This window comes from Pseudomonas sp. 5P_5.1_Bac1 (assembly GCF_025466015.1).
Lineage (GTDB): Bacteria > Pseudomonadota > Gammaproteobacteria > Pseudomonadales > Pseudomonadaceae > Aquipseudomonas.
In genome coordinates, this window is the sequence record NZ_JANLNX010000105.1 from 1 (window position 1) to 18,566 (window position 18,566).

Here is an 18,566-nt window from a genome sequence, read left to right on the forward strand (position 1 = left end):
GTGGTTTTGGGGGCGGGGCGGGGGGGCCCCCCCCCCCCACCAGTTTCTCCACCGCCTTGCTCGCGGCCACCATGCCGAAGGTGGCCGTGACCATCATCACCGCGCCTAAACCGCCGGCGCAGTCCAGCTTGACGCTCTCACCGGCAAAACTCTTCTGCAGGCAGATACCGCCCTCCACGTCCGGGTAACGCAACTGCTCGGTGGAAAACACGCAGGGCACGCCGTAGTTGCGGCTGACATTGCGCGAGAAGTTCCAGTCGCGGCGCAGCGTCGAGCGCACCCGCGACGCCAGCGGGTCGTTGACCGTGCGGTTGAGGTCGGCAACCTGGATCTTGGTCGGATCAAGCTGCCCGCCGGCGCCGCCGGTGCTGATAACGGTGATCTTGCGGCGTTTGCACCAGGCGATCAGCGCCGCCTTGGCCATCACACTGTCGATGCAGTCGATCACGCAATCGATCTCCTCGGTGATGTACTCGGCCATGGTGTCGCGGGTGACGAAATCCGCCACCGCATGCACCGTGCAATCCGGGTTGATAGCGCGCAGGCGCTCGGCGGTGACCTCGACCTTGGGCTTGCCGACATTGCCGTCCAGCGCGTGCAACTGGCGGTTGGTGTTGCTCACGCAGACGTCATCGAGGTCGAACAGCGAGATTTCGCCCACGCCGCTGCGGGCCATGGCTTCCGCCGCCCAGGAGCCGACGCCGCCAATACCGACCACCGCGACATGCGCGGCGCGCAGGCGTTGCAGGCCCTTCTGGCCGTAAAGCCGGGCAACACCGGCGAACCGTAGATCATCTGTAGTCATGGGCCCAACCCTGAAAAACCGGCGCGCATTATAGGCCCCTCGGGGAACAATGACAGCCCGCCCGGCACATCATCGGACGGTCCGCACATTGGTAATGATGGCACCAATGCTGCTAAGGTCCCGGCAAAATGTCCTACGCTACAAAAAGTCTTGGACGACAAACTACGGGATTCAGAACTTCATCCTCTGAAGGAAATCCAACGGCTGCCTGGTCATCGTTGCTGCAGTAAATGACTGAGCGTCGCCCTGGATCCGCGCACCTCGCGCTGGCCCGTTCCACCCTCCGGAACCCGAACTATCTATGTCATCGCGTAAATTTGGTCTCAACCTGGTGATTGTCATGGCGATCGCCGCGCTTTTCACTGGGTTCTGGGCGTTGATCAACCGCCCGGTTTCCGCTCCCGACTGGCCGGAGCAGATCTCCGGTTTCTCCTATTCACCGTTCCGGCTCGGACAAAGCCCACAGAAAGGTCAGTACCCGACCGAAGCCGAGCTGCGCGAAGACCTCGAGCAACTCAGCAAGCTGACCGACAGCATCCGTATCTACACCGTAGAGGGCACCCAGGCGGAAATCCCGCGTCTGGCCGAGGAGTTCGGCCTGCGGGTGACCCTCGGCGTGTGGATCAGCCCGGATCAGGAGCGCAACGAGCGGGAAATCCAGAAAGCCATCGAACTGGCCAACACCTCGCGCAGCGTCGTGCGGGTCATGGTGGGCAACGAGGCGTTGTTCCGCGAAGAGATCACCCCCGAGGCGCTGATCCAGTACCTCGACCGGGTCCGCGCAGCCGTCAAAGTGCCGGTGACCACCAGTGAGCAGTGGCACATCTGGAAAGAACACCCGGAGCTGGCCAAGCACGTCGACCTGGTGGCCGCTCACATCCTGCCGTACTGGGAATTCATCCCGATGAAGGACGCCGGCCAGTTCGTGCTCGACCGAGCACGCGACCTCAAGCACCTGTTCCCGCGCAAACCGCTGCTGCTGTCGGAAGTCGGCTGGCCGAGCAACGGCCGCATGCGCGGTGGCGCCGACGCCACCCAGGCGGACCAGGCCATCTACCTGCGCACCCTGGTCAACAAGCTGAACCGCCAGGGCTACAACTACTTCGTCATCGAAGCCTACGACCAGCCGTGGAAAGTCAGCGACGAAGGCTCGGTCGGCGCCTACTGGGGCGTGTTCAACGCCGCCCGCCAACAGAAATTCAACTTCACCGGCCCGGTCGTGGCGATCCCGCAATGGCGGGTGCTGGCGGTGGGCTCGGTGGTGCTGGCCTTGCTGTCGCTGACCCTGCTGCTGATCGACGGTTCGGCCCTGCGCCAGCGCGGGCGCACCTTCCTGACCTTCACCGCGTTCCTCTGCGGTTCGGTGCTGGTATGGATCGGCTATGACTACAGCCAGCAATACAGCACCTGGTTCAGCCTGACCGTTGGCATCCTGCTCGCCCTCGGTGCGCTCGGGGTGTTCATCGTGCTGCTGACCGAGGCCCACGAACTGGCCGAAACCGTCTGGAACAAACGGCGCCGGGAATTCCTGCCGGTGCACTCGGACGAAGCCTACCGGCCCAAAGTCTCGGTGCATGTGCCGTGCTACAACGAGCCGCCGGAGATGGTCAAACAGACCCTCGATGCGCTGGCAGCGCTGGATTATCCGGACTACGAAGTCCTGATCATCGACAACAACACCAAGGACCCGGCGGTCTGGGAGCCGATCAAGGCCCACTGCGAACTGCTGGGCGAGCGCTTCAAGTTCTTCCACGTCTCGCCCCTGGCCGGTTTCAAGGGCGGCGCGCTGAACTACCTGATCCCGCATACCGCCAAGGATGCCGAAGTGATCGCGGTCATCGACTCGGACTACTGCGTCGACCGCAACTGGCTCAAGCACATGGTGCCGCACTTCGCCGACCCGAAAATCGCCGTGGTGCAGTCGCCGCAGGATTACCGCGACCAGAACGAAAGCACCTTCAAGAAGCTCTGCTACTCCGAATACAAGGGCTTCTTCCATATCGGCATGGTCACCCGCAACGACCGCGACGCGATCATCCAGCACGGCACCATGACCATGACCCGGCGCTCGGTCCTGGAAGAACTGGGCTGGGCCGACTGGTGCATCTGCGAAGACGCCGAGCTGGGCCTGCGGGTGTTCGAAAAAGGCTATTCCGCCGCCTATTCCCACAACAGCTACGGCAAGGGGCTGATGCCGGACACCTTCATCGACTTCAAGAAGCAGCGATTCCGCTGGGCCTATGGCGCGATCCAGATCATCAAGCGCCACACCGCCAGCCTGCTGCGCGGCAAGGACACCGAGCTGACCCGTGGCCAGCGCTACCACTTCCTCGCGGGCTGGCTGCCGTGGGTCGCTGATGGCATGAACATCTTCTTCACTGTCGGTGCACTGCTCTGGTCGGCGGCGATGATCATCGTGCCGCAGCGGGTCGATCCGCCGCTGCTGATCTTCGCGATCCCGCCGCTGGCGCTGTTCTTCTTCAAGGTGGGCAAGATCGTGTTCCTGTATCGCCGCGCGGTCGGGGTCAACATGAAAGACGCCTTCGCCGCCGCGCTGGCGGGTCTGGCGCTGTCTCACACCATCGCCAAAGCGGTGCTGTACGGCTTCTTCACCACCAGCATTCCGTTCTTCCGCACACCGAAAAACGCCGACAGCCACGGCGTGCTGGTGGCGCTGTCGGAAGCGCGGGAAGAACTGTTCATCATGCTGCTGTTGTGGGGCGCGGCAGCCGGGATCTATCTGGTCCAGGGCCTGCCGAGCAATGACATGCGCTTCTGGGTGGCCATGCTGCTGGTGCAGTCGCTGCCGTATGTGGCGGCGCTGATCATGGCGCTGCTGTCGTCGCTGCCCAAACCGGTCGAAGCGGTAGAGCCGGCACAGGCATAACAAAAGCGGTGGGAGCGAGCCTGCTCGCGCCCACAATGACGACGTCCTGCCTCATCAAAAGGGCCCTTTTGGGCTCTTTTGCTATAAGATAACGCCCCAAAATCGTACCCCCCTGCCTTGCTCCCGGAGTCCCCCATGACGGCCCGCGCCGAACTCTCGCCCACCCTCGAACTGGCCTGCGACCTGATTCGCCGTCCCTCGGTGACCCCGCTCGACTTCGACTGCCAGAAACAGATGATGCAGCGCTTGGGCGACGCGGGTTTCATGCTGGAACCGATGCCCTTCGAGGACGTGGACAATTTCTGGGCCACCCATGGCACCCAGGACGGTCCCGTGCTGTGCTTCGCCGGTCACACCGACGTGGTGCCCACCGGCCCGGTGCAGGCCTGGCAGAACGACCCGTTCGACGCGCTGATCGACGCCGACGGCATGCTCTGCGGCCGCGGCGCCGCTGACATGAAAGGCAGCCTGGCGTCCATGATCGTCGCCACCGAGCGCTTCGTCGCCGACTACCCGAACCACCGCGGTAAAATCGCCTACCTGATCACCAGTGACGAAGAAGGCCCGGCCCACCACGGCACCAAGGCGGTGGTAGAGCGTCTGCGCGAACGCGGCGAGCGTCTGGACTGGTGCATCGTCGGCGAACCGTCGAGCACCACGCTGGTGGGCGATGTGGTCAAGAACGGTCGCCGTGGCTCCCTCGGTGCCAAGCTCACCGTTCGCGGCAAGCAAGGCCACGTGGCCTATCCGCACCTGGCGAAGAACCCGATCCACCTGGCCGCTCCGGCCCTGGCCGAACTGGCCGCCGAGCACTGGGACGAAGGCAACGCGTTCTTCCCGCCGACCAGCTTCCAGATTTCCAACCTGAACTCCGGCACCGGCGCCACCAACGTGGTTCCGGGCGACCTGACCGCGCTGTTCAACTTCCGCTTCTCCACCGAGTCCACCGTCGAAGGCCTGCAACAGCGCGTCGCGGCGATCCTCGACAAGCATCAACTGGAGTGGGACATCGATTGGGCGCTGTCCGGCCTGCCATTCCTGACCGAGCCGGGTGACCTGCTCGACGCCGTGTCGGCCAGCATCAAGGCGGTCACCGGCCGCGAGACCCACGCCTCCACCAGCGGCGGCACCTCCGATGGCCGCTTCATCGCCACCCTCGGCACCCAGGTGGTCGAGCTGGGCCCGGTCAACGCCACCATCCACCAGGTCAACGAGCGCGTTCTCGCCAGCGACCTCGATGTGCTGACCGAAATCTACTACCAGACCCTGATCCGGTTGCTTGCCTGATGCTCACCTGTCCCCTCTGCACCGCGCCGCTGAGCGCCCTCGACAACGGTGTCGGCTGCCCGGCCGGCCACCGTTTCGATCGCGCCCGCCAGGGCTACCTGAACCTGTTGCCGGTGCAGCACAAGAACAGCCGTGATCCTGGCGACAACCAGGCCATGGTCGAGGCCCGCCGCGACTTCCTCAACGCCGGCCACTACGCGCCGGTCGCCCGGCGCCTGGCCGAACTGGCCGCCGAACGCGCCCCCGGGCGCTGGCTGGACATCGGCTGTGGCGAGGGTTACTACACCGCGCAGATCGCCGACGCCTTGCCCGGAGCGGACGGTTACGCCCTGGACATCTCCCGCGAGGCGGTCAAGCGCGCCTGCAAACGCAGCCCGGCGCTGACCTGGCTGGTGGCGAGCATGGCCCGCGTGCCGCTGGCCGACGCCAGTTGCCAGTTCATCGCCAGCGTCTTCAGCCCGCTGGACTGGCAGGAGGCCCGCCGCCTGCTCAGCCCTGGCGGCGGCCTGATGCGGGTCGGACCGACCAGCGGCCACCTGATGGAACTGCGCCAGAAGCTCTACGATGAAGTGCGCGACTACGCCGACGACAAGCACCTGGCCCTGGTGCCGGCGGACATGGCCCACGCCCACGGTGAAACCCTGGAGTTTCGCCTGAGCCTGAGCCTCCCCGCCGACCGCGCCAACCTGCTGGCCATGACCCCGCACGGCTGGCGCGCCAGCGCCGAACGCCGCGCCGCGGTGATCGAGCAGGCCGAGCCGCTGGAAGTCACCGTTTCAATGCGCTACGACTATTTTGTGCTGCAAGACTGAGCCCTCCCGGAGATCCCCATGCGCCAACCCGATATCGAGATTTACCTGAAGGACGCCGACGTCGATCACAAGCAGATCGCCGCCTGGCTGGAGGCCGCGCTGGGTCCGTGCAGCGAATGGAAGCAGAAAGGCCAGACCTTCAAGTGCACCGCCGGTGACATTCCTGTTACCTGGTTGCCCAAGGCCGTAGGAAAATGGAACAGTCTTTACCTGGAAAGTGACAAGACCCCGTGGGAAGACGACATCGCCTGCGCCCGCGCCGCCTTTGCTGCGCTGAACGTCGAAGTACGTTGCGCACCGGGCACCTGGGTCGAGGAAGAAGGTGAAGACGACGCCGATCGCTGGATCCGGATCAGTGCCGATGGTGAAGAAGAGATTACCTGGAGAACCCACTGAGGGATCACTCGCAAGCTACAAGCTGCAAGAGGCACGGTCCACTTGCAGCTTATGGCTTGACGCCATTGCCGGCCTTCAGAGGCCTACGACGTCTTCCGCCTGAAGCCCTTTCTGGCCTTGGGTCAGGTTGTACTCAACCTGTTGCCCTTCGAGCAGGGTACGGTGACCCTCGCCACGAATCGCGCGGTAGTGAACGAAGACGTCCGCCCCGCCCTCACGCTGAATGAAGCCATAGCCTTTGGCGTCGTTGAACCATTTCACACTTCCAGTCTCACGAGACGACATCTGTAACACTCCGGATTTTTATTTTGGACTCGCCTTGTCGGCCAGGATTTTTACGGCCTGGACTACGCCGCTTGCTGATTAATCTTGCAAGTGGCGGACCGAGTATAAGACAGACATGAAATATTTTTTATGACCTGACCGCTTTTTGCTGAACTTGCGCGGATACGGCACACTTGCCCGTCAAGCTGCACTTGCGTCCCATTTTTCAGAGCAGACACCGTATGACCCGTTCTCCCCTGCGCCGCCTGATTTTCGGTGCCCTGCGCCGACTGTTGTACCTATGGGTTCGCTCCGAGACCATCAATCAGTCCTCCTTCACGCTCAACCTGGACCGCAGCCGTCCGGTGTTCTATGCTCTGCAATCGCCCTCGCTGACCGACCTCGCGGTCATTGACCGTGAATGCACCAAAGCAGGGCTGCCACGCCCGGTTCTGCCCGTCGCCGTCGGCGACCTGATGGAGCCGGCCGCCTTCTTCTACCTGACCCCGGAACCGGACTGGCTCGGCCGCCAATACAAGCGTGGCGCGCCGCCAACCCTTGGCCGTCTGGTCAGCGCGGTGAACCAGCAGCCGGAACAGGATGCGCAGATCATTCCGGTCAGCGTGTTCTGGGGCCAGTCACCGGCCAGCGAGTCGAGCCCGTGGAAACTGCTGTTCGCCGATAGCTGGGCGGTCACCGGGCGCCTGCGCCGGTTACTGACCATTCTGATCCTCGGTCGCAAGACCCGCGTGCAGTTTTCCGCGCCGATCCACCTGCGCGAGCTGGTCGATCACAACAAGGGCCACGAACGCACCGTACGCATGGCCCAGCGCCTGCTGCGGGTGCACTTCCGCAATCTGAAGAGTGCGGTCATCGGCCCCGACATCTCGCACCGGCGCAATCTGGTCAAGGGCCTGATCCACGACCCGCTGGTGCGCCAGGCCATCGCCGATGAAGCCGAGCGCGAGAAAATCCCGGTGGCCAAGGCCGAAGCCATCGCCCTGCGCTACGGCAACGAAATCGCCTCGGACTACACCTACACCGCCATCCGCTTCCTCGAAGTGGTGCTGAGCTGGTTCTGGAACAAGATCTACGACGGCATCAAGGTCAATCATATCGAGCAGGTCCAGGGCATCGCCCCGGGTCACGAAGTGATCTATGTGCCGTGCCACCGCAGCCATATCGACTACCTGCTGCTGTCCTACCTGCTGTTCCGCAATGGCCTGACCCCGCCGCACATCGCCGCCGGGATCAACCTCAACATGCCGGTGATCGGCGGCCTGCTACGGCGCGGCGGCGCCTTCTTCATGCGCCGTACCTTCAAGGGCAACCCGCTGTACACCGCAGTGTTCAACGAATACCTGCACACCCTGTTCACCAAGGGTTTCCCGGTGGAGTACTTCGTCGAAGGCGGACGCTCGCGCACCGGGCGCATGCTGCAACCGAAGACCGGCATGCTGGCGATCACCCTGCGCAGCTTCCTGCGCTCCTCGCGCACGCCGATCGTCTTCGTCCCGGTGTACATCGGCTACGAACGGGTGCTGGAAGGCCGCACTTACCTGGGCGAGCTGCGCGGGGCGAGCAAGAAGAAGGAATCGATCTTCGACATCTTCAAGGTGCTCGGCGCGCTGAAGCAGCGCTTCGGCCAGGTCTCGGTGAACTTCGGCGAGCCGATCCGCCTCGGCAACTTCCTCGACCAGCAGCAACCCGGCTGGCGCGAACAGCAACTCGGGCCGCAGTTCCGTCCGGCATGGCTGAACGAAACCACCTCACGCCTGGGTGAGAAAGTCGCCCAGCACCTGAACGAAGCGGCGGCGGTCAACCCGGTCAACCTGGTGGCGGTGGCGCTGCTGTCCACCAGCCGCCTGGCCCTGGACGAACGCGCCCTGACCCGTATTCTCGACCTTTACCTCGCGCTGCTGCGCCAGGTGCCCTACTCGCCGCACACCACCCTGCCGGAAGGCGACGGCCTGGCGCTGATCAGCCACGTGCGGGGCATGGACCTGCTGGCCGAGCAGCGTGATGCCCTGGGCCGGATCCTGTATCTGGACGAGCAGAACGCGGTGCTGATGACCTATTACCGCAACAACGTCCTGCACATCTTCGCCCTGCCGGCGCTGCTGGCGAGCTTCTTCCAGAGCAGCTCGCGGATGAGCCGCGAACTGATCCTGCAATACGCCCGTGCGCTGTACCCGTACCTGCAATCGGAGCTGTTCCTGCGCTGGGAGCTGGAGGAGCTGGACGGGGTGATCGACCAGTGGCTGCAAGCCTTCGTCGAACAGGGCCTGCTGCGCTACGAGAACGGCGTCTACCTGCGCCCGGCGCCGAGTTCGCGGCAGTTCGTGCTGCTGACCCTGCTGGCGCGGGCGATTACCCAGACGCTGCAGCGCTTCTACATGGCCACCTCGTTGCTCCTCAACAGCGGCCAGCACAGCCTCAGCGCCGAAGAGCTGGAAGACCTCTGCGTGGTGATGGCCCAGCGCCTGTCGATCCTGCACGGACTCAATGCTCCAGAGTTCTTCGACAAGAGCCTGTTCCGCCACTTCATCCAGACCCTGGTGGAGCAAGGCGTGCTGGTGCCGGACGACGCCGGCAAGCTGGGCTTCCACGAGAAACTCGGCGAACTGGCCGAAGGCGCGGCCAAGCGCGTGCTGTCGGCGGAAGTGCGCCTGTCGATCCGCCAGGTCGCCCTGCACCGCGAAGAACACGCCGGTCCCGAGCAGCCTTGAACCACGGGTAATCGACGAAAACTCCGACAGCACCGCGGGAAGTCGATTACCAAAAAATCCGCTAAAGTCCTCGATGCCGGCCACAAGCCGGCATCAAGGACAGGAGACTCCATGAAAAAACTCTTCACGCTGTGCTGCGCCTCGCTGCTGGCAGCCTGCTCAAGCCACACCCCCGACTCGAAAGCCACGCTGGACGGCGAGGTTTTCTACCTGCAACGCATCGCCCTGCCGCCCGCCGCCACACTCGATGTCAGCCTGATTGACGTCTCGCTGGCCGACGCACCCGCGGTGACCCTGGCACGCCAGAGCGGCAAGGTTTCCGGCCAGGTGCCGCTGCCTTTCCACCTGCAATACAACACCGCCCAGGTCAAACCCGGCCACCGCTACGCGGTGAGTGCGCGGATCGAGCTGGACGGCAAGTTGCTGTTCATCAGCACCGAACAGCACAGCGTCAAGCTCGACGGCAACGACCCACAACCGCTGCGGATCAAGGTTGATCAGGTCCGCTGATGTCCCCGCTCAATCGCTCCCCGATGAAGGATGCTGCCATGTTCCGCCCCGCTCTCACCTTTACCGGCCTGTGCGCAGGCCTGCTGCTGTCGGCCAGTGCCATGGCCCTGTCGCTTGGCGACCTGAGCCAGAAAGACGCCGCCGGCGGCCTGAAAGACGCCCTGACTCAAGGCGCGCAGATTGCCGTGAAACAACTGGGTGCGCCCGGTGGTTTCAGCAACAACCAGGACGTACGCATCGAACTGCCGGGTAAACTCGGCAAAGTCGCGAGCAAAATGAAAATGCTCGGCATGGGTGAACAGGTCGAGCAACTCGAAACCAGCATGAACAAGGCCGCCGAAGCGGCTGTTCCGCAAGCGCAGGCGCTGTTGGTGGACGCGGTGAAGAAAATGACCGTGGATGACGCCAAGAACATTCTCAGCGGCGGCAACGACTCGGCGACCCAGTACCTGAGCAAGACCAGCCGGGAACAGATCCGCGCCAAGTTCCTGCCGATCGTCAAGCAGGCGACCGATCAGGTTGGCCTCGCCAAGCAATACAACAGCTTCGCCGGACAGGCCGCGAGCCTTGGCGTGGTGGATGCCAAGAGCGCGAACATCGAAAGCTATGTGACCGAGCAGGCGCTCAACGGGCTGTTCGAGATGATCGGCAAGCAGGAAGAGACCATCCGCCAGAACCCGGCGGCAGCGGCGACCAGCCTGGCCAAGAAGGTGTTTGGCGCCCTCTGATCCTGCGCTGCACCGCCCCACAGGGTTTTGGGCCTGCCTGGAGATATCCAGACAGGCCCGACACTCACTCCTCCCGCTTGACCCTGAACCACGCCGCATACAACGCCGGCAGGAACAGCAAGGTCAACGCCGTCGCCACGATCAGCCCGCCCATGATCGCCACCGCCATCGGTCCGAAGAACACGCTCCGTGACAGCGGAATCATCGCCAGCACCGCCGCCAGGGCGGTCAGCACGATCGGCCGGAAGCGGCGCACCGTCGCCTCGATGATCGCCTGCCAGCGGCCCAGCCCCGCCGCGATGTCCTGCTCGATCTGATCCACCAGGATCACCGAGTTGCGCATGATCATCCCCGACAAGGCGATGGTCCCAAGCATGGCGACGAAGCCGAACGGTTGGCGGAACACCATCAGGAACAGCACCACACCGATCAGCCCCAGCGGCGCGGTGAGGAACACCATCGCCATCCGCGAGAAGCTGCGCAGTTGCAGCATCAGCAGGGTCAGCACCACCACCACGAACAGCGGCACGCCGGCGTTCACCGAGTTCTGCCCGCGCGCCGAGTCTTCGACCGTGCCGCCGACATCAAGCAAGTAGCCATCCGGCAGTTCGGCCCGCACCGACTCCAGGGTCGGCAGGATCTGCTTGACCAGGGTCGCCGGCTGATCCTTGCCGTAGATGTCGGCACGGACGGTCACGCTCGGCAGGCGGTTGCGGTGCCAGATGATGCCTTCTTCGAAGCCATATTCCAGGGTCGCCACCTGCGACAGGGCCACGCTGCGGCCATTGTCGGTGGGCACTGACAGGCTCGACAGATGAGCCAGTTCGGTGCGTTCTTCCTCGGTGCCGCGCAGCAGGATTTCGATCAGTTCATTGTCCTCGCGGTACTGGCTGACGCTGCTGCCGGTCAACGAGCTTTGCAGGAACTTCGACAGGTTCGCCGTGCTGACGCCAAGGGCGCGGGCGCGGTCCTGATCGATATTCAGGTAGACCACTTTGCTCGGCTCTTCCCAGTCCAGGTGGACGTTGGCCACGTGCGGGTTCTCGCGCACCTTGGCCGCCACCTTGCGCGCCAGGGCGCGGACCTGCTCGATATGCTCGCCGGTCACCCGGAACTGCACCGGATAGCCCACGGGCGGACCGTTCTCCAGACGGGTCACCCGCGAACGCAGGTCGGGGAATTGCTCATTGAGGGTTTCGATCAGCCAGGTGCGCAGCGCTTCGCGGTCTTCGATGGTTTTAGCCAGCACGACGAACTGAGCAAAGCTGGCCGCCGGCAACTGCTGGTCCAGCGGCAGGTAGAAGCGCGGCGAACCGGTGCCGACGTACGCCACATAGTTGTCGATGCCCGGACGCGCCTTGAGCAACGCCTCCACACGCTTGACCTGCTCGGCGGTGTTGGCCAGCGACGCACCTTCCGCCAGCTTCAGGTCCACCATCAGTTCCAGGCGACCGGAGGCCGGGAAGAACTGCTGCTCGACGAAGCGGAAGCTCATCACACTGCCGACGAACAAGGCGATGGTCAGCACGATCACCGTCTTGCGCCGGGCCACGCACCAGCTCACCACGCGGCGCACGCGCTGGTAGAACGGCGTGCCATAAGGGTCCGTCTCGCCCTCGCCGGTGCCGTGTTTCTCCCGGTGCAATTTCGCCAGGTCCGGCAGCAGGCGTTCGCCCAGGTACGGCACGAACACCACCGCCGCCACCCATGACGCCAACAGGGCGATGGTCACCACCTGGAAGATCGAGCGGGTGTATTCGCCGGTGCCGGATTGCGCGGTGGCGATGGGCAGGAAGCCCGCCGCGGTGATCAGGGTGCCGGTGAGCATCGGGAAGGCGGTGCTGGTCCAGGCATAGCTCGCCGCCTTGAAGCGGTCGAAGCCCTGTTCCATCTTGATCGCCATCATCTCCACGGCAATGATCGCGTCGTCCACCAGCAGGCCCAGCGCCAGCACCAGCGCGCCGAGGGAAATCTTGTGCAGGCCGATGCCGAAGTAATACATCGCGGCGAAGGTCATCGCCAGCACCAGCGGAATCGCCAGCGCCACCACCAGGCCGGTGCGCATGCCGAGGGAGAAGAAGCTCACCAGCAACACGATCGCCAGCGCTTCCACCAGCACGCGGACGAACTCGCCGACGCCGGTCTTCACCGCCGCGGGCTGGTCGGAAACCTTGCGCAGTTCCATGCCCGCCGGCAAGTTGTTGGCGATACGGGCGAATTCGACTTCCAGCGCCTTGCCCAGCACCAGAATATCGCCGCCCGCCTTCATCGAAACGGCCAGGCCGATGGCGTCCTCGCCCATGAAGCGCATGCGCGGCGCGGGCGGATCATTGAAGCCGCGGTGCACCTGGGCGACGTCGCCGATGCGGAAGGTGCGCTCGCCCACGCGGATCGGGAACTGCTCGATCTGCTCGACACTGTCGAAGCGTCCGGTCACGCGCAATTGCAGGCGCTCGGTCGGGGTTTCGAAGAAGCCCGCAGTGCTCACCGCGTTCTGTTCTTCCAGCGCTTTTTGCACCGCCTCCAGCGGCAGACCGAGGGTGGACAGCTTGGTGTTGGACAGCTCGATCCAGATTTTCTCGTCCTGCAGGCCAAGCAGTTCGACCTTGCCGACGTCCTTGACCCGCTGCAGTTGAATCTGCACCCGGTCGGCGTAGTCCTTGAGCACGCCGTAGTCGAAACCGTTGCCGGTCAGCGCGTAGATATTGCCGAAGGTGGTGCCGAACTCGTCGTTGAAGAACGGCCCCTGGATACCAGGAGGAAGGGTGTGGCGGATGTCCGCGATCTTCTTGCGGATCTGGTACCACAGCTCGGGAATCTGCGCCGAATGCATCGAGTCGCGGGCCATGAAAGTGACCTGCGATTCACCGGGCCGCGAGAACGACACGATCTTTTCGTACTCGCCGGTCTCCATCAGCTTCTTTTCGATACGCTCGGTGACCTGCCGCGAGACTTCCTCGGCGCTGGCGCCCGGCCACAAGGTGCGGATGACCATGGCCTTGAAGGTGAACGGCGGGTCTTCACTCTGACCCAATTTGGTGTAGGACAACGCCCCGACGATAGCCAGCAGGAGCATCAGGAACAGCACGATCTGCCGGTTGCGCAAGGCCCAGGCGGAGAGGTTGAAACCCATCGGGACTTACTCCTTGGCCGCCAGATTCACCACGCGATTGGACCGGTCCACCGGCCGTACTTCCTGCCCCTCGTGCAGCACATGGCCGCCGGCGGCGACCACCCAGTCGGACGCGCTCAGGCCTTCGAGCACCGGCACGCTGTCCTGGCCATAGGCGCCGACCCGTACCGGGGTGCGTTTCAGGGTGTTGTTGGCATCGACACGCCAGACGTAGGTCTCGCCGTTCTCCGCGCTCAGCGCCGAGAGCGGCACCGCCAGCGGGATCTGCTCGGCGTGCTGGATAAAGACCCGGGCGCTCTGGCCCAGCTCAGCCGGCACCTTGCCGGTGTTGAAGGCAATGCGCGCGGCGAAGGTGCGCGAACGCGGATCGGCGGCGGGCGACAGCTCGCGGATGCGGCCCTCGAAACGCTGGCCGGGTTGCGACCACAGCTCCACCGCCACCGGCTGGCCCACCGCGAAGCGACCGAAGTTCTGCTCCGGCAGGCTGATCAGCACCTCACGCTCGCCATCGGCGGCCAGGGTGAACACGGTCTGACCAGCGGCGACCACCTGGCCGACTTCCACCTGACGTTTGGCGACCACGCCATCTTGGGACGCGCGCAGCACCGAATAACCGGCCTGGTTGCCGGCCACGTCGAACTCGGCACGCATCTGCTTGAGACGGGCCAGACCCGAGCGATAGAGGTTTTCCGCGTTGTCGTATTGCGAGTGACTGACCATCTGCCGGTCCAGCAGCGTCTTGTAGCGATCGCGCTCGGCCTGCACCAGGTTCAGATTGGCCTCGGCGGCGGCCATCTGCGCGCGGGTCGCTTCCAGTTGCAGGCGCACGTCCTGCGGGTCCAGCTCAGCCAGCGGCTGGTCAGCCTTGACCCGTTGCCCCTCCTCCACCAACCGTTTGCTTACCTTACCGCCGATACGGAACGCCAGCTCTGGCTCGAAGCGCGCGCGCACCTCGCCGGGGTAGCTGTCCACCGCCGCCGATGCCGGCTGCGGCTGCACCACCATGGCGGGACGGATGACGGTGGGCGGGGTGCTTTCCTGCCCGCAAGCGGACAACAACGCGATGAGCAGAGCGGGCAAAGCGACGGGCAAGGCATGGCGCAACATGGGAAATGACCTTTCGCGAGGGGTGCTTCGAATATTTATACTGGCGGGTATATTAAATCAGCGTGTTGAACCGGGGAAGCTGGCTTTTAGCCCTCATTGCAGAGCCGGTGCCGCTAGTCCCGCAACACACCCGCCACCTGTTGCCTGAACCACCGCCGCAGCGGGTCCGCGTGCGTGCGCTCGTGCCAGATCTGCATCACTTCCACCCGCGGAAGGTCCAGCGGCAGCCGGTGGATGCGCAGGTCAGGGTCGCGCTCCACCGCCTCCTCGGCCAGTGAACGCAGGCAAGTCAGCAACAAGTCGGTGCCGCGAACCAGCCGTGTGGGCGCGATGAAGCTGGACAGGCCGGCCACCACCCGCCGCTGCTGCCCCCTGGCCTGAAGCGCCCGGTCCACCAGGCCGTCGAGGTCCCCGGTGAGGGTGGTGAGCAGGTGTTCGCAGGCGAGAAAGGCCGGCAGGTCGAGGCCGTCGTTCAGCCGCGGATTGCTCCGCGAAGCCAGCACCACGAAGTCCTCGCCGAGCAGGCGCTGCTGGTGGAAGGTGTCGGGCAAGTCCTTGTAGAAGCCGGCGATCGCCAGGTCGCAGGTGCCCTTTTCCAGTTCCTCGCGGGGCAGCTCACCCCGGGTGTTGTGGGTGATCAGCACGAGGTTCGGCGCCTGCTCGCGCAGCACCGGCAACAGCCGTGGCAACAGCGTCTGCTCCATGTAGTCGGTGCTGTAGAGGTGCAGCCGCTCGGCGCGGGCAAGGAAGTCCTGGCCGTCGCAAAGGTCGTAGAACGCCTCCAGTTCACCGACCAGATGCTGGACGTGCGGCGCCAGCTCATGAGCGCGCGGTGTGGGGGTCAGCCCGCGGGGTGCGCGAACGAACAGCGGATCGCCGAACTGGTGGCGCAGCTTGTTCAGCTTGTGGCTCAGGGCCGGCTGGCTCAGCGCCATGCGCACGGCCGCCACGGAGGCGTTGCGCTCCTGATAGAGCACGTGGAACACCAGCAGCAGGTTCAGGTCTTTCTTGGCGATATTCATTTTTTGGAAGATAGACATAAAAGCTTTCGAATTATCGAATCATAGGGGCGTCTCTAAGATGACGTCCATTGACCGCGCTTAACTTCGGGAGCACTTCATGACCATCAGCATCTTCGCCACCATCAGCCCCAAGCCTGAATACCTCGACGCAGTCGAGCAGGCCATGCGCCTGATGGTGCGCCATTCCCGCAGCGAGCCGGGCAACCTGCGCTACGACCTGTTCCTGCGCGATGGCGACTCGCCGACCTTCGAGCTGTTCGAACTGTACCGCGATGACGCCGCTGTCGAAGCCCATCGCCAGAGCCCGCATCACCAGGCTTACCGCAGCGCCACCGCCGACTGGCTGGCCGCGCCTACCCAGGTGCGCCTGGCCCGCCCGCTGGACCTCGCCCCCTTCAACTGATCAGGAGCCTGCAATGACCAAGACCACCAAAATAGCGCTGGCGGTAACCGGCGCGCTGCTCGCCGGCACCGCCGCCGCCGCGCCCAAGGGCGAAGTGCTGGTGCTGTTGTCCAGCGAGAACGTGCTGCCGCTCAAAGACGGCAAGCACTACGCGACCGGCTACTACCTCAACGAATTCGGTGTGCCGGCCGACCAACTGATCAAGGCCGGCTACAAGCTGGTGCTGGTCACGCCGAAGGGCAATGCGCCGAGCGTCGACAAGCTTTCCGTCGATCCGCAGTACTTCGCCGGTGATGCGGCGGAAATGCAGCGTATCGAGAAGGTGGTGCAAGGCTTGCCGGACATCAACGACACCCTGTCGATCAAGGAAGTGCTGGCAGGCGACCTGGACCGCTATGCCGGCCTGTTCATCCCGGGCGGTCACGCGCCATTGATCGACCTGGCCAACAACCCGGAAGTGGGCGCCCTGCTGCGGCATTTCCATCAGGCCGGCAAGCCGACCGCGGCGATCTGCCATGGCCCGATTGCGCTGCTGTCCGCCCAGGCCGACCCGGCCGGTTATCAGGCGGCGCTGGCGCGTGGCGAGAAACCGGCGGCCAGAGACTGGATCTATCAGGGCTACCGCATGACCATCTTTGCCGACCCGGAAGAGCAGGTCTTCGAAAGCTCGCTCGACGGCGAGCGCATCCTGTTCTACCCGGCCAAGGCAATGGCAGGCGCGGGCGGCAACATGAGTTACGCCACGGCCTGGAGCCCGAACGTGGTGGTGGACCGGGAACTGATCACCGGGCAAAACCCGTTTTCCGATCACGAGGTGGCGAAGGCGTTGGTGAGCAAGCTCGGCGAAGCCGGCAAACAATGATCTGACGTGGTCGGTCGTCTCACGGCCAGCGCCCCGCCTCAGGGTCAGGGCCTGGCCGGTCGTCACGCGAGGATTGCGCTCGACAGGCCATGCACATGTACCATGTGCCCCTTCGCAGCCTGTAAACACGAGCCATGCCCAACGATTCCGCAGTGTCCAACGGCCCCGGCCGGCCCAAGGACCTGGCCAAGCGCCAGGCCATCCTCGACGCCGCCAAGGCGCTGTTCCTCACCAATGGCTACGCCAGCACCAGCATGGATGCCGTCGCGACAGCGGCGGGGGTGTCGAAACTCACGGTCTACAGCCACTTCAACGACAAGGAAACGCTGTTCACCGCGGCAATCGTCGCCACCTGCCAGGCGCAATTGCCCGGGTTGATTTTCGAGCTGCCCGAAGGCGTGCCGCTGGAACAGGTGCTGGTGAAGATCGGGCGCGGCTTCCAGGTGCTGATCAACAGCGATCACTCGGTCAAGCTGCACCGCCTGATCATTGCGCAGGGGCACCAGGACCCGAAGCTCGGGCAGATTTTCTTCGAGGCGGGGCCGTTGCGCGTGCTGCGCGAGACCGAGGTGCTGCTGCGCCTGGCGGATGAACGCGGGATGCTGCGGATTGCAAATCCGGCTACGGCGGCGGAGCATTTTTTCTGCCTGCTCAAGGGCGGCGCCAATTTCCGTCTGCTGCTGGGCTATGGGCCGCCGCTGGAGCCCGAGGCCGCCGAGGCGCATGTGCAGGAAGTGGTGAAACTGTTTTTGCGGGCTTATCGGGTATGAAAACCTGAGGGCCTCATCGCCGGCAAGACCGGCTCCCACAAGGTAAGGCCCTCGAAAACGCTAAGGCTTCAGCGCCTTCTTCGGATAAATGTCATAGCGGCTGGATTTACCCTCCAGGCTATGGCTCGGCTTCGGCCCGTCGATGATCGGCGCCTTGCGCGGGCGCTTGACCACCACCCGGTGAGTGGCCAGCGCCAGCGCCGCTTCGAGCAGCGCGGGGGCGTCGAGGTCATCGCCCACCAGCGGGCGGAACACGCGCATTTCCTTTTTCACCAGGGCGCTTTTGTCGCGATGCGGGAACATCGGGTCGAGGTAGATCACCTGCGGCGCCTCGCCCTGCCAGTCACGCATGCGCTCGATGGCGTTGCCGTGCAGCAGGTTCATCCGGGCGACGATCGCGCCCACTTCGGCATCTCCCGCGGCACGGGCCAGGCCATCTTCCAGCAGCGCCGCCACCAGCGGCTGACGCTCGATCAACTGCATCTGGCAACCCAGGCTGGCGAGCACGAAGGCGTCTTTGCCCAGACCCGCCGTGGCATCCAGCACCTGTGGCCGCACACCTTGAGCGATGCCCACCGCCTTGGCGATCATCTGCCCGCTGCCACCGCCATAGACCCGCCGGTGCGCCGCCGCGCCCTCGACGAAATCCACCCGCACTGGCCCCGGCGCCTGCGGACCGAGTTGCTGGATCTGCAACCCGTCAGGCCCGACCTGCACGGCGAACGCGGCGTCGTCATCCAGCAGCGGCAAGCCCAGCCGCGCCGCCCACTGCTCGGCCCGCGCCTGATAGTCCGCAGCCAGAGCCTCGACCCGGATCCCGCCTTCCAACCGCTGCTCCACGCTCACCTTCC

The 18,566-nt window shown here is 64.5% G+C and carries 16 protein-coding genes; 10 read left to right on the forward strand and 6 right to left on the reverse strand.

Annotated features, from left to right (window positions below):
* Nucleotides 1-805: tRNA cyclic N6-threonylcarbamoyladenosine(37) synthase TcdA (gene tcdA / locus NTD82_RS22440; RefSeq protein ID WP_262130291.1), on the reverse strand; the 805-nt coding region annotated here is incomplete at its 3' end.
* A gap of 301 nt (nucleotides 806-1,106) precedes the next feature.
* On the opposite strand from tcdA, the gene NTD82_RS22445 reads away from it, so the two are divergent.
* From NTD82_RS22445 to NTD82_RS22460, 4 genes are all read left to right on the forward strand, one after another.
* On the forward strand, nucleotides 1,107-3,692 hold the full coding sequence (locus NTD82_RS22445) for a glycosyltransferase (RefSeq protein WP_095154108.1): 2,586 nt from the start codon (nucleotides 1,107-1,109) through the stop codon (nucleotides 3,690-3,692).
* A gap of 135 nt (nucleotides 3,693-3,827) precedes the next feature.
* Complete coding sequence (dapE, locus tag NTD82_RS22450; protein ID WP_095154109.1) at nucleotides 3,828-4,979, forward strand: succinyl-diaminopimelate desuccinylase; 1,152 nt, start codon at nucleotides 3,828-3,830, stop codon at nucleotides 4,977-4,979.
* Nucleotides 4,979-5,791 (forward strand): putative RNA methyltransferase, encoded by an 813-nt coding sequence (locus NTD82_RS22455; protein ID WP_262130292.1) that lies wholly within the window; start codon nucleotides 4,979-4,981, stop codon nucleotides 5,789-5,791. The genes dapE and NTD82_RS22455 overlap by 1 nt, the downstream gene beginning before the upstream one ends.
* A gap of 18 nt (nucleotides 5,792-5,809) precedes the next feature.
* The gene (locus NTD82_RS22460) at nucleotides 5,810-6,187 is read left to right on the forward strand and encodes a hypothetical protein (RefSeq protein ID WP_095154111.1); all 378 of its coding nucleotides are present in this window, start codon (nucleotides 5,810-5,812) and stop codon (nucleotides 6,185-6,187) included.
* A 75-nt stretch (nucleotides 6,188-6,262) separates the two neighbouring features.
* On the opposite strand, the gene NTD82_RS22465 is transcribed toward NTD82_RS22460, so the two are convergent.
* Nucleotides 6,263-6,472, reverse strand: a complete 210-nt coding sequence (locus NTD82_RS22465; RefSeq protein ID WP_038996759.1) for a cold-shock protein — start codon at nucleotides 6,470-6,472, stop codon at nucleotides 6,263-6,265.
* Nucleotides 6,473-6,693: 221 nt separating this feature from the next.
* Between NTD82_RS22465 and plsB the strand changes: the two genes are divergently transcribed.
* From plsB to NTD82_RS22480, 3 genes are all read left to right on the forward strand, one after another.
* Complete coding sequence (gene plsB / locus NTD82_RS22470; protein ID WP_262130296.1) at nucleotides 6,694-9,180, forward strand: glycerol-3-phosphate 1-O-acyltransferase PlsB; 2,487 nt, start codon at nucleotides 6,694-6,696, stop codon at nucleotides 9,178-9,180.
* 111 nt (nucleotides 9,181-9,291) lie between these two features.
* On the forward strand, nucleotides 9,292-9,690 hold the full coding sequence (locus NTD82_RS22475) for a YbaY family lipoprotein (protein WP_262130297.1): 399 nt from the start codon (nucleotides 9,292-9,294) through the stop codon (nucleotides 9,688-9,690).
* 38 nt (nucleotides 9,691-9,728) lie between these two features.
* Nucleotides 9,729-10,418, forward strand: a complete 690-nt coding sequence (locus tag NTD82_RS22480; RefSeq protein ID WP_095154114.1) for a DUF4197 domain-containing protein — start codon at nucleotides 9,729-9,731, stop codon at nucleotides 10,416-10,418.
* A gap of 64 nt (nucleotides 10,419-10,482) precedes the next feature.
* Here NTD82_RS22480 and NTD82_RS22485 read toward each other — a convergent pair whose 3' ends face one another.
* The 3 genes from NTD82_RS22485 to NTD82_RS22495 all read right to left on the reverse strand — a co-directional run bounded on the left by NTD82_RS22485 (nucleotide 10,483) and on the right by NTD82_RS22495 (nucleotide 15,680).
* A complete protein-coding gene (locus NTD82_RS22485) occupies nucleotides 10,483-13,551 on the reverse strand; it encodes an efflux RND transporter permease subunit (protein WP_262130299.1) in 3,069 nt (1,022 codons plus the stop codon).
* A gap of 6 nt (nucleotides 13,552-13,557) precedes the next feature.
* The gene (locus NTD82_RS22490) at nucleotides 13,558-14,658 is read right to left on the reverse strand and encodes an efflux RND transporter periplasmic adaptor subunit (protein WP_262130300.1); all 1,101 of its coding nucleotides are present in this window, start codon (nucleotides 14,656-14,658) and stop codon (nucleotides 13,558-13,560) included.
* A 113-nt stretch (nucleotides 14,659-14,771) separates the two neighbouring features.
* Nucleotides 14,772-15,680 carry a LysR substrate-binding domain-containing protein gene (locus tag NTD82_RS22495; RefSeq protein ID WP_262130327.1) on the reverse strand — a complete coding sequence of 303 codons (909 nt, stop codon included), beginning with the start codon at nucleotides 15,678-15,680 and terminating at the stop codon, nucleotides 14,772-14,774.
* Between the two features lie 97 nt (nucleotides 15,681-15,777).
* On the opposite strand from NTD82_RS22495, the gene NTD82_RS22500 reads away from it, so the two are divergent.
* The 3 genes from NTD82_RS22500 to NTD82_RS22510 all read left to right on the forward strand — a co-directional run bounded on the left by NTD82_RS22500 (nucleotide 15,778) and on the right by NTD82_RS22510 (nucleotide 17,715).
* The gene (locus tag NTD82_RS22500) at nucleotides 15,778-16,083 is read left to right on the forward strand and encodes a putative quinol monooxygenase (RefSeq protein ID WP_262130301.1); all 306 of its coding nucleotides are present in this window, start codon (nucleotides 15,778-15,780) and stop codon (nucleotides 16,081-16,083) included.
* 13 nt (nucleotides 16,084-16,096) lie between these two features.
* The gene (locus NTD82_RS22505; RefSeq protein WP_262130303.1) at nucleotides 16,097-16,945 is read left to right on the forward strand and encodes a type 1 glutamine amidotransferase domain-containing protein; all 849 of its coding nucleotides are present in this window, start codon (nucleotides 16,097-16,099) and stop codon (nucleotides 16,943-16,945) included.
* Between the two features lie 134 nt (nucleotides 16,946-17,079).
* A complete protein-coding gene (locus NTD82_RS22510; protein ID WP_095154119.1) occupies nucleotides 17,080-17,715 on the forward strand; it encodes a TetR/AcrR family transcriptional regulator in 636 nt (211 codons plus the stop codon).
* A gap of 60 nt (nucleotides 17,716-17,775) precedes the next feature.
* Here NTD82_RS22510 and NTD82_RS22515 read toward each other — a convergent pair whose 3' ends face one another.
* Nucleotides 17,776-18,555 carry a class I SAM-dependent methyltransferase gene (locus NTD82_RS22515; protein ID WP_262130305.1) on the reverse strand — a complete coding sequence of 260 codons (780 nt, stop codon included), beginning with the start codon at nucleotides 18,553-18,555 and terminating at the stop codon, nucleotides 17,776-17,778.
* Nucleotides 18,556-18,566: the final 11 nt, after the last annotated feature.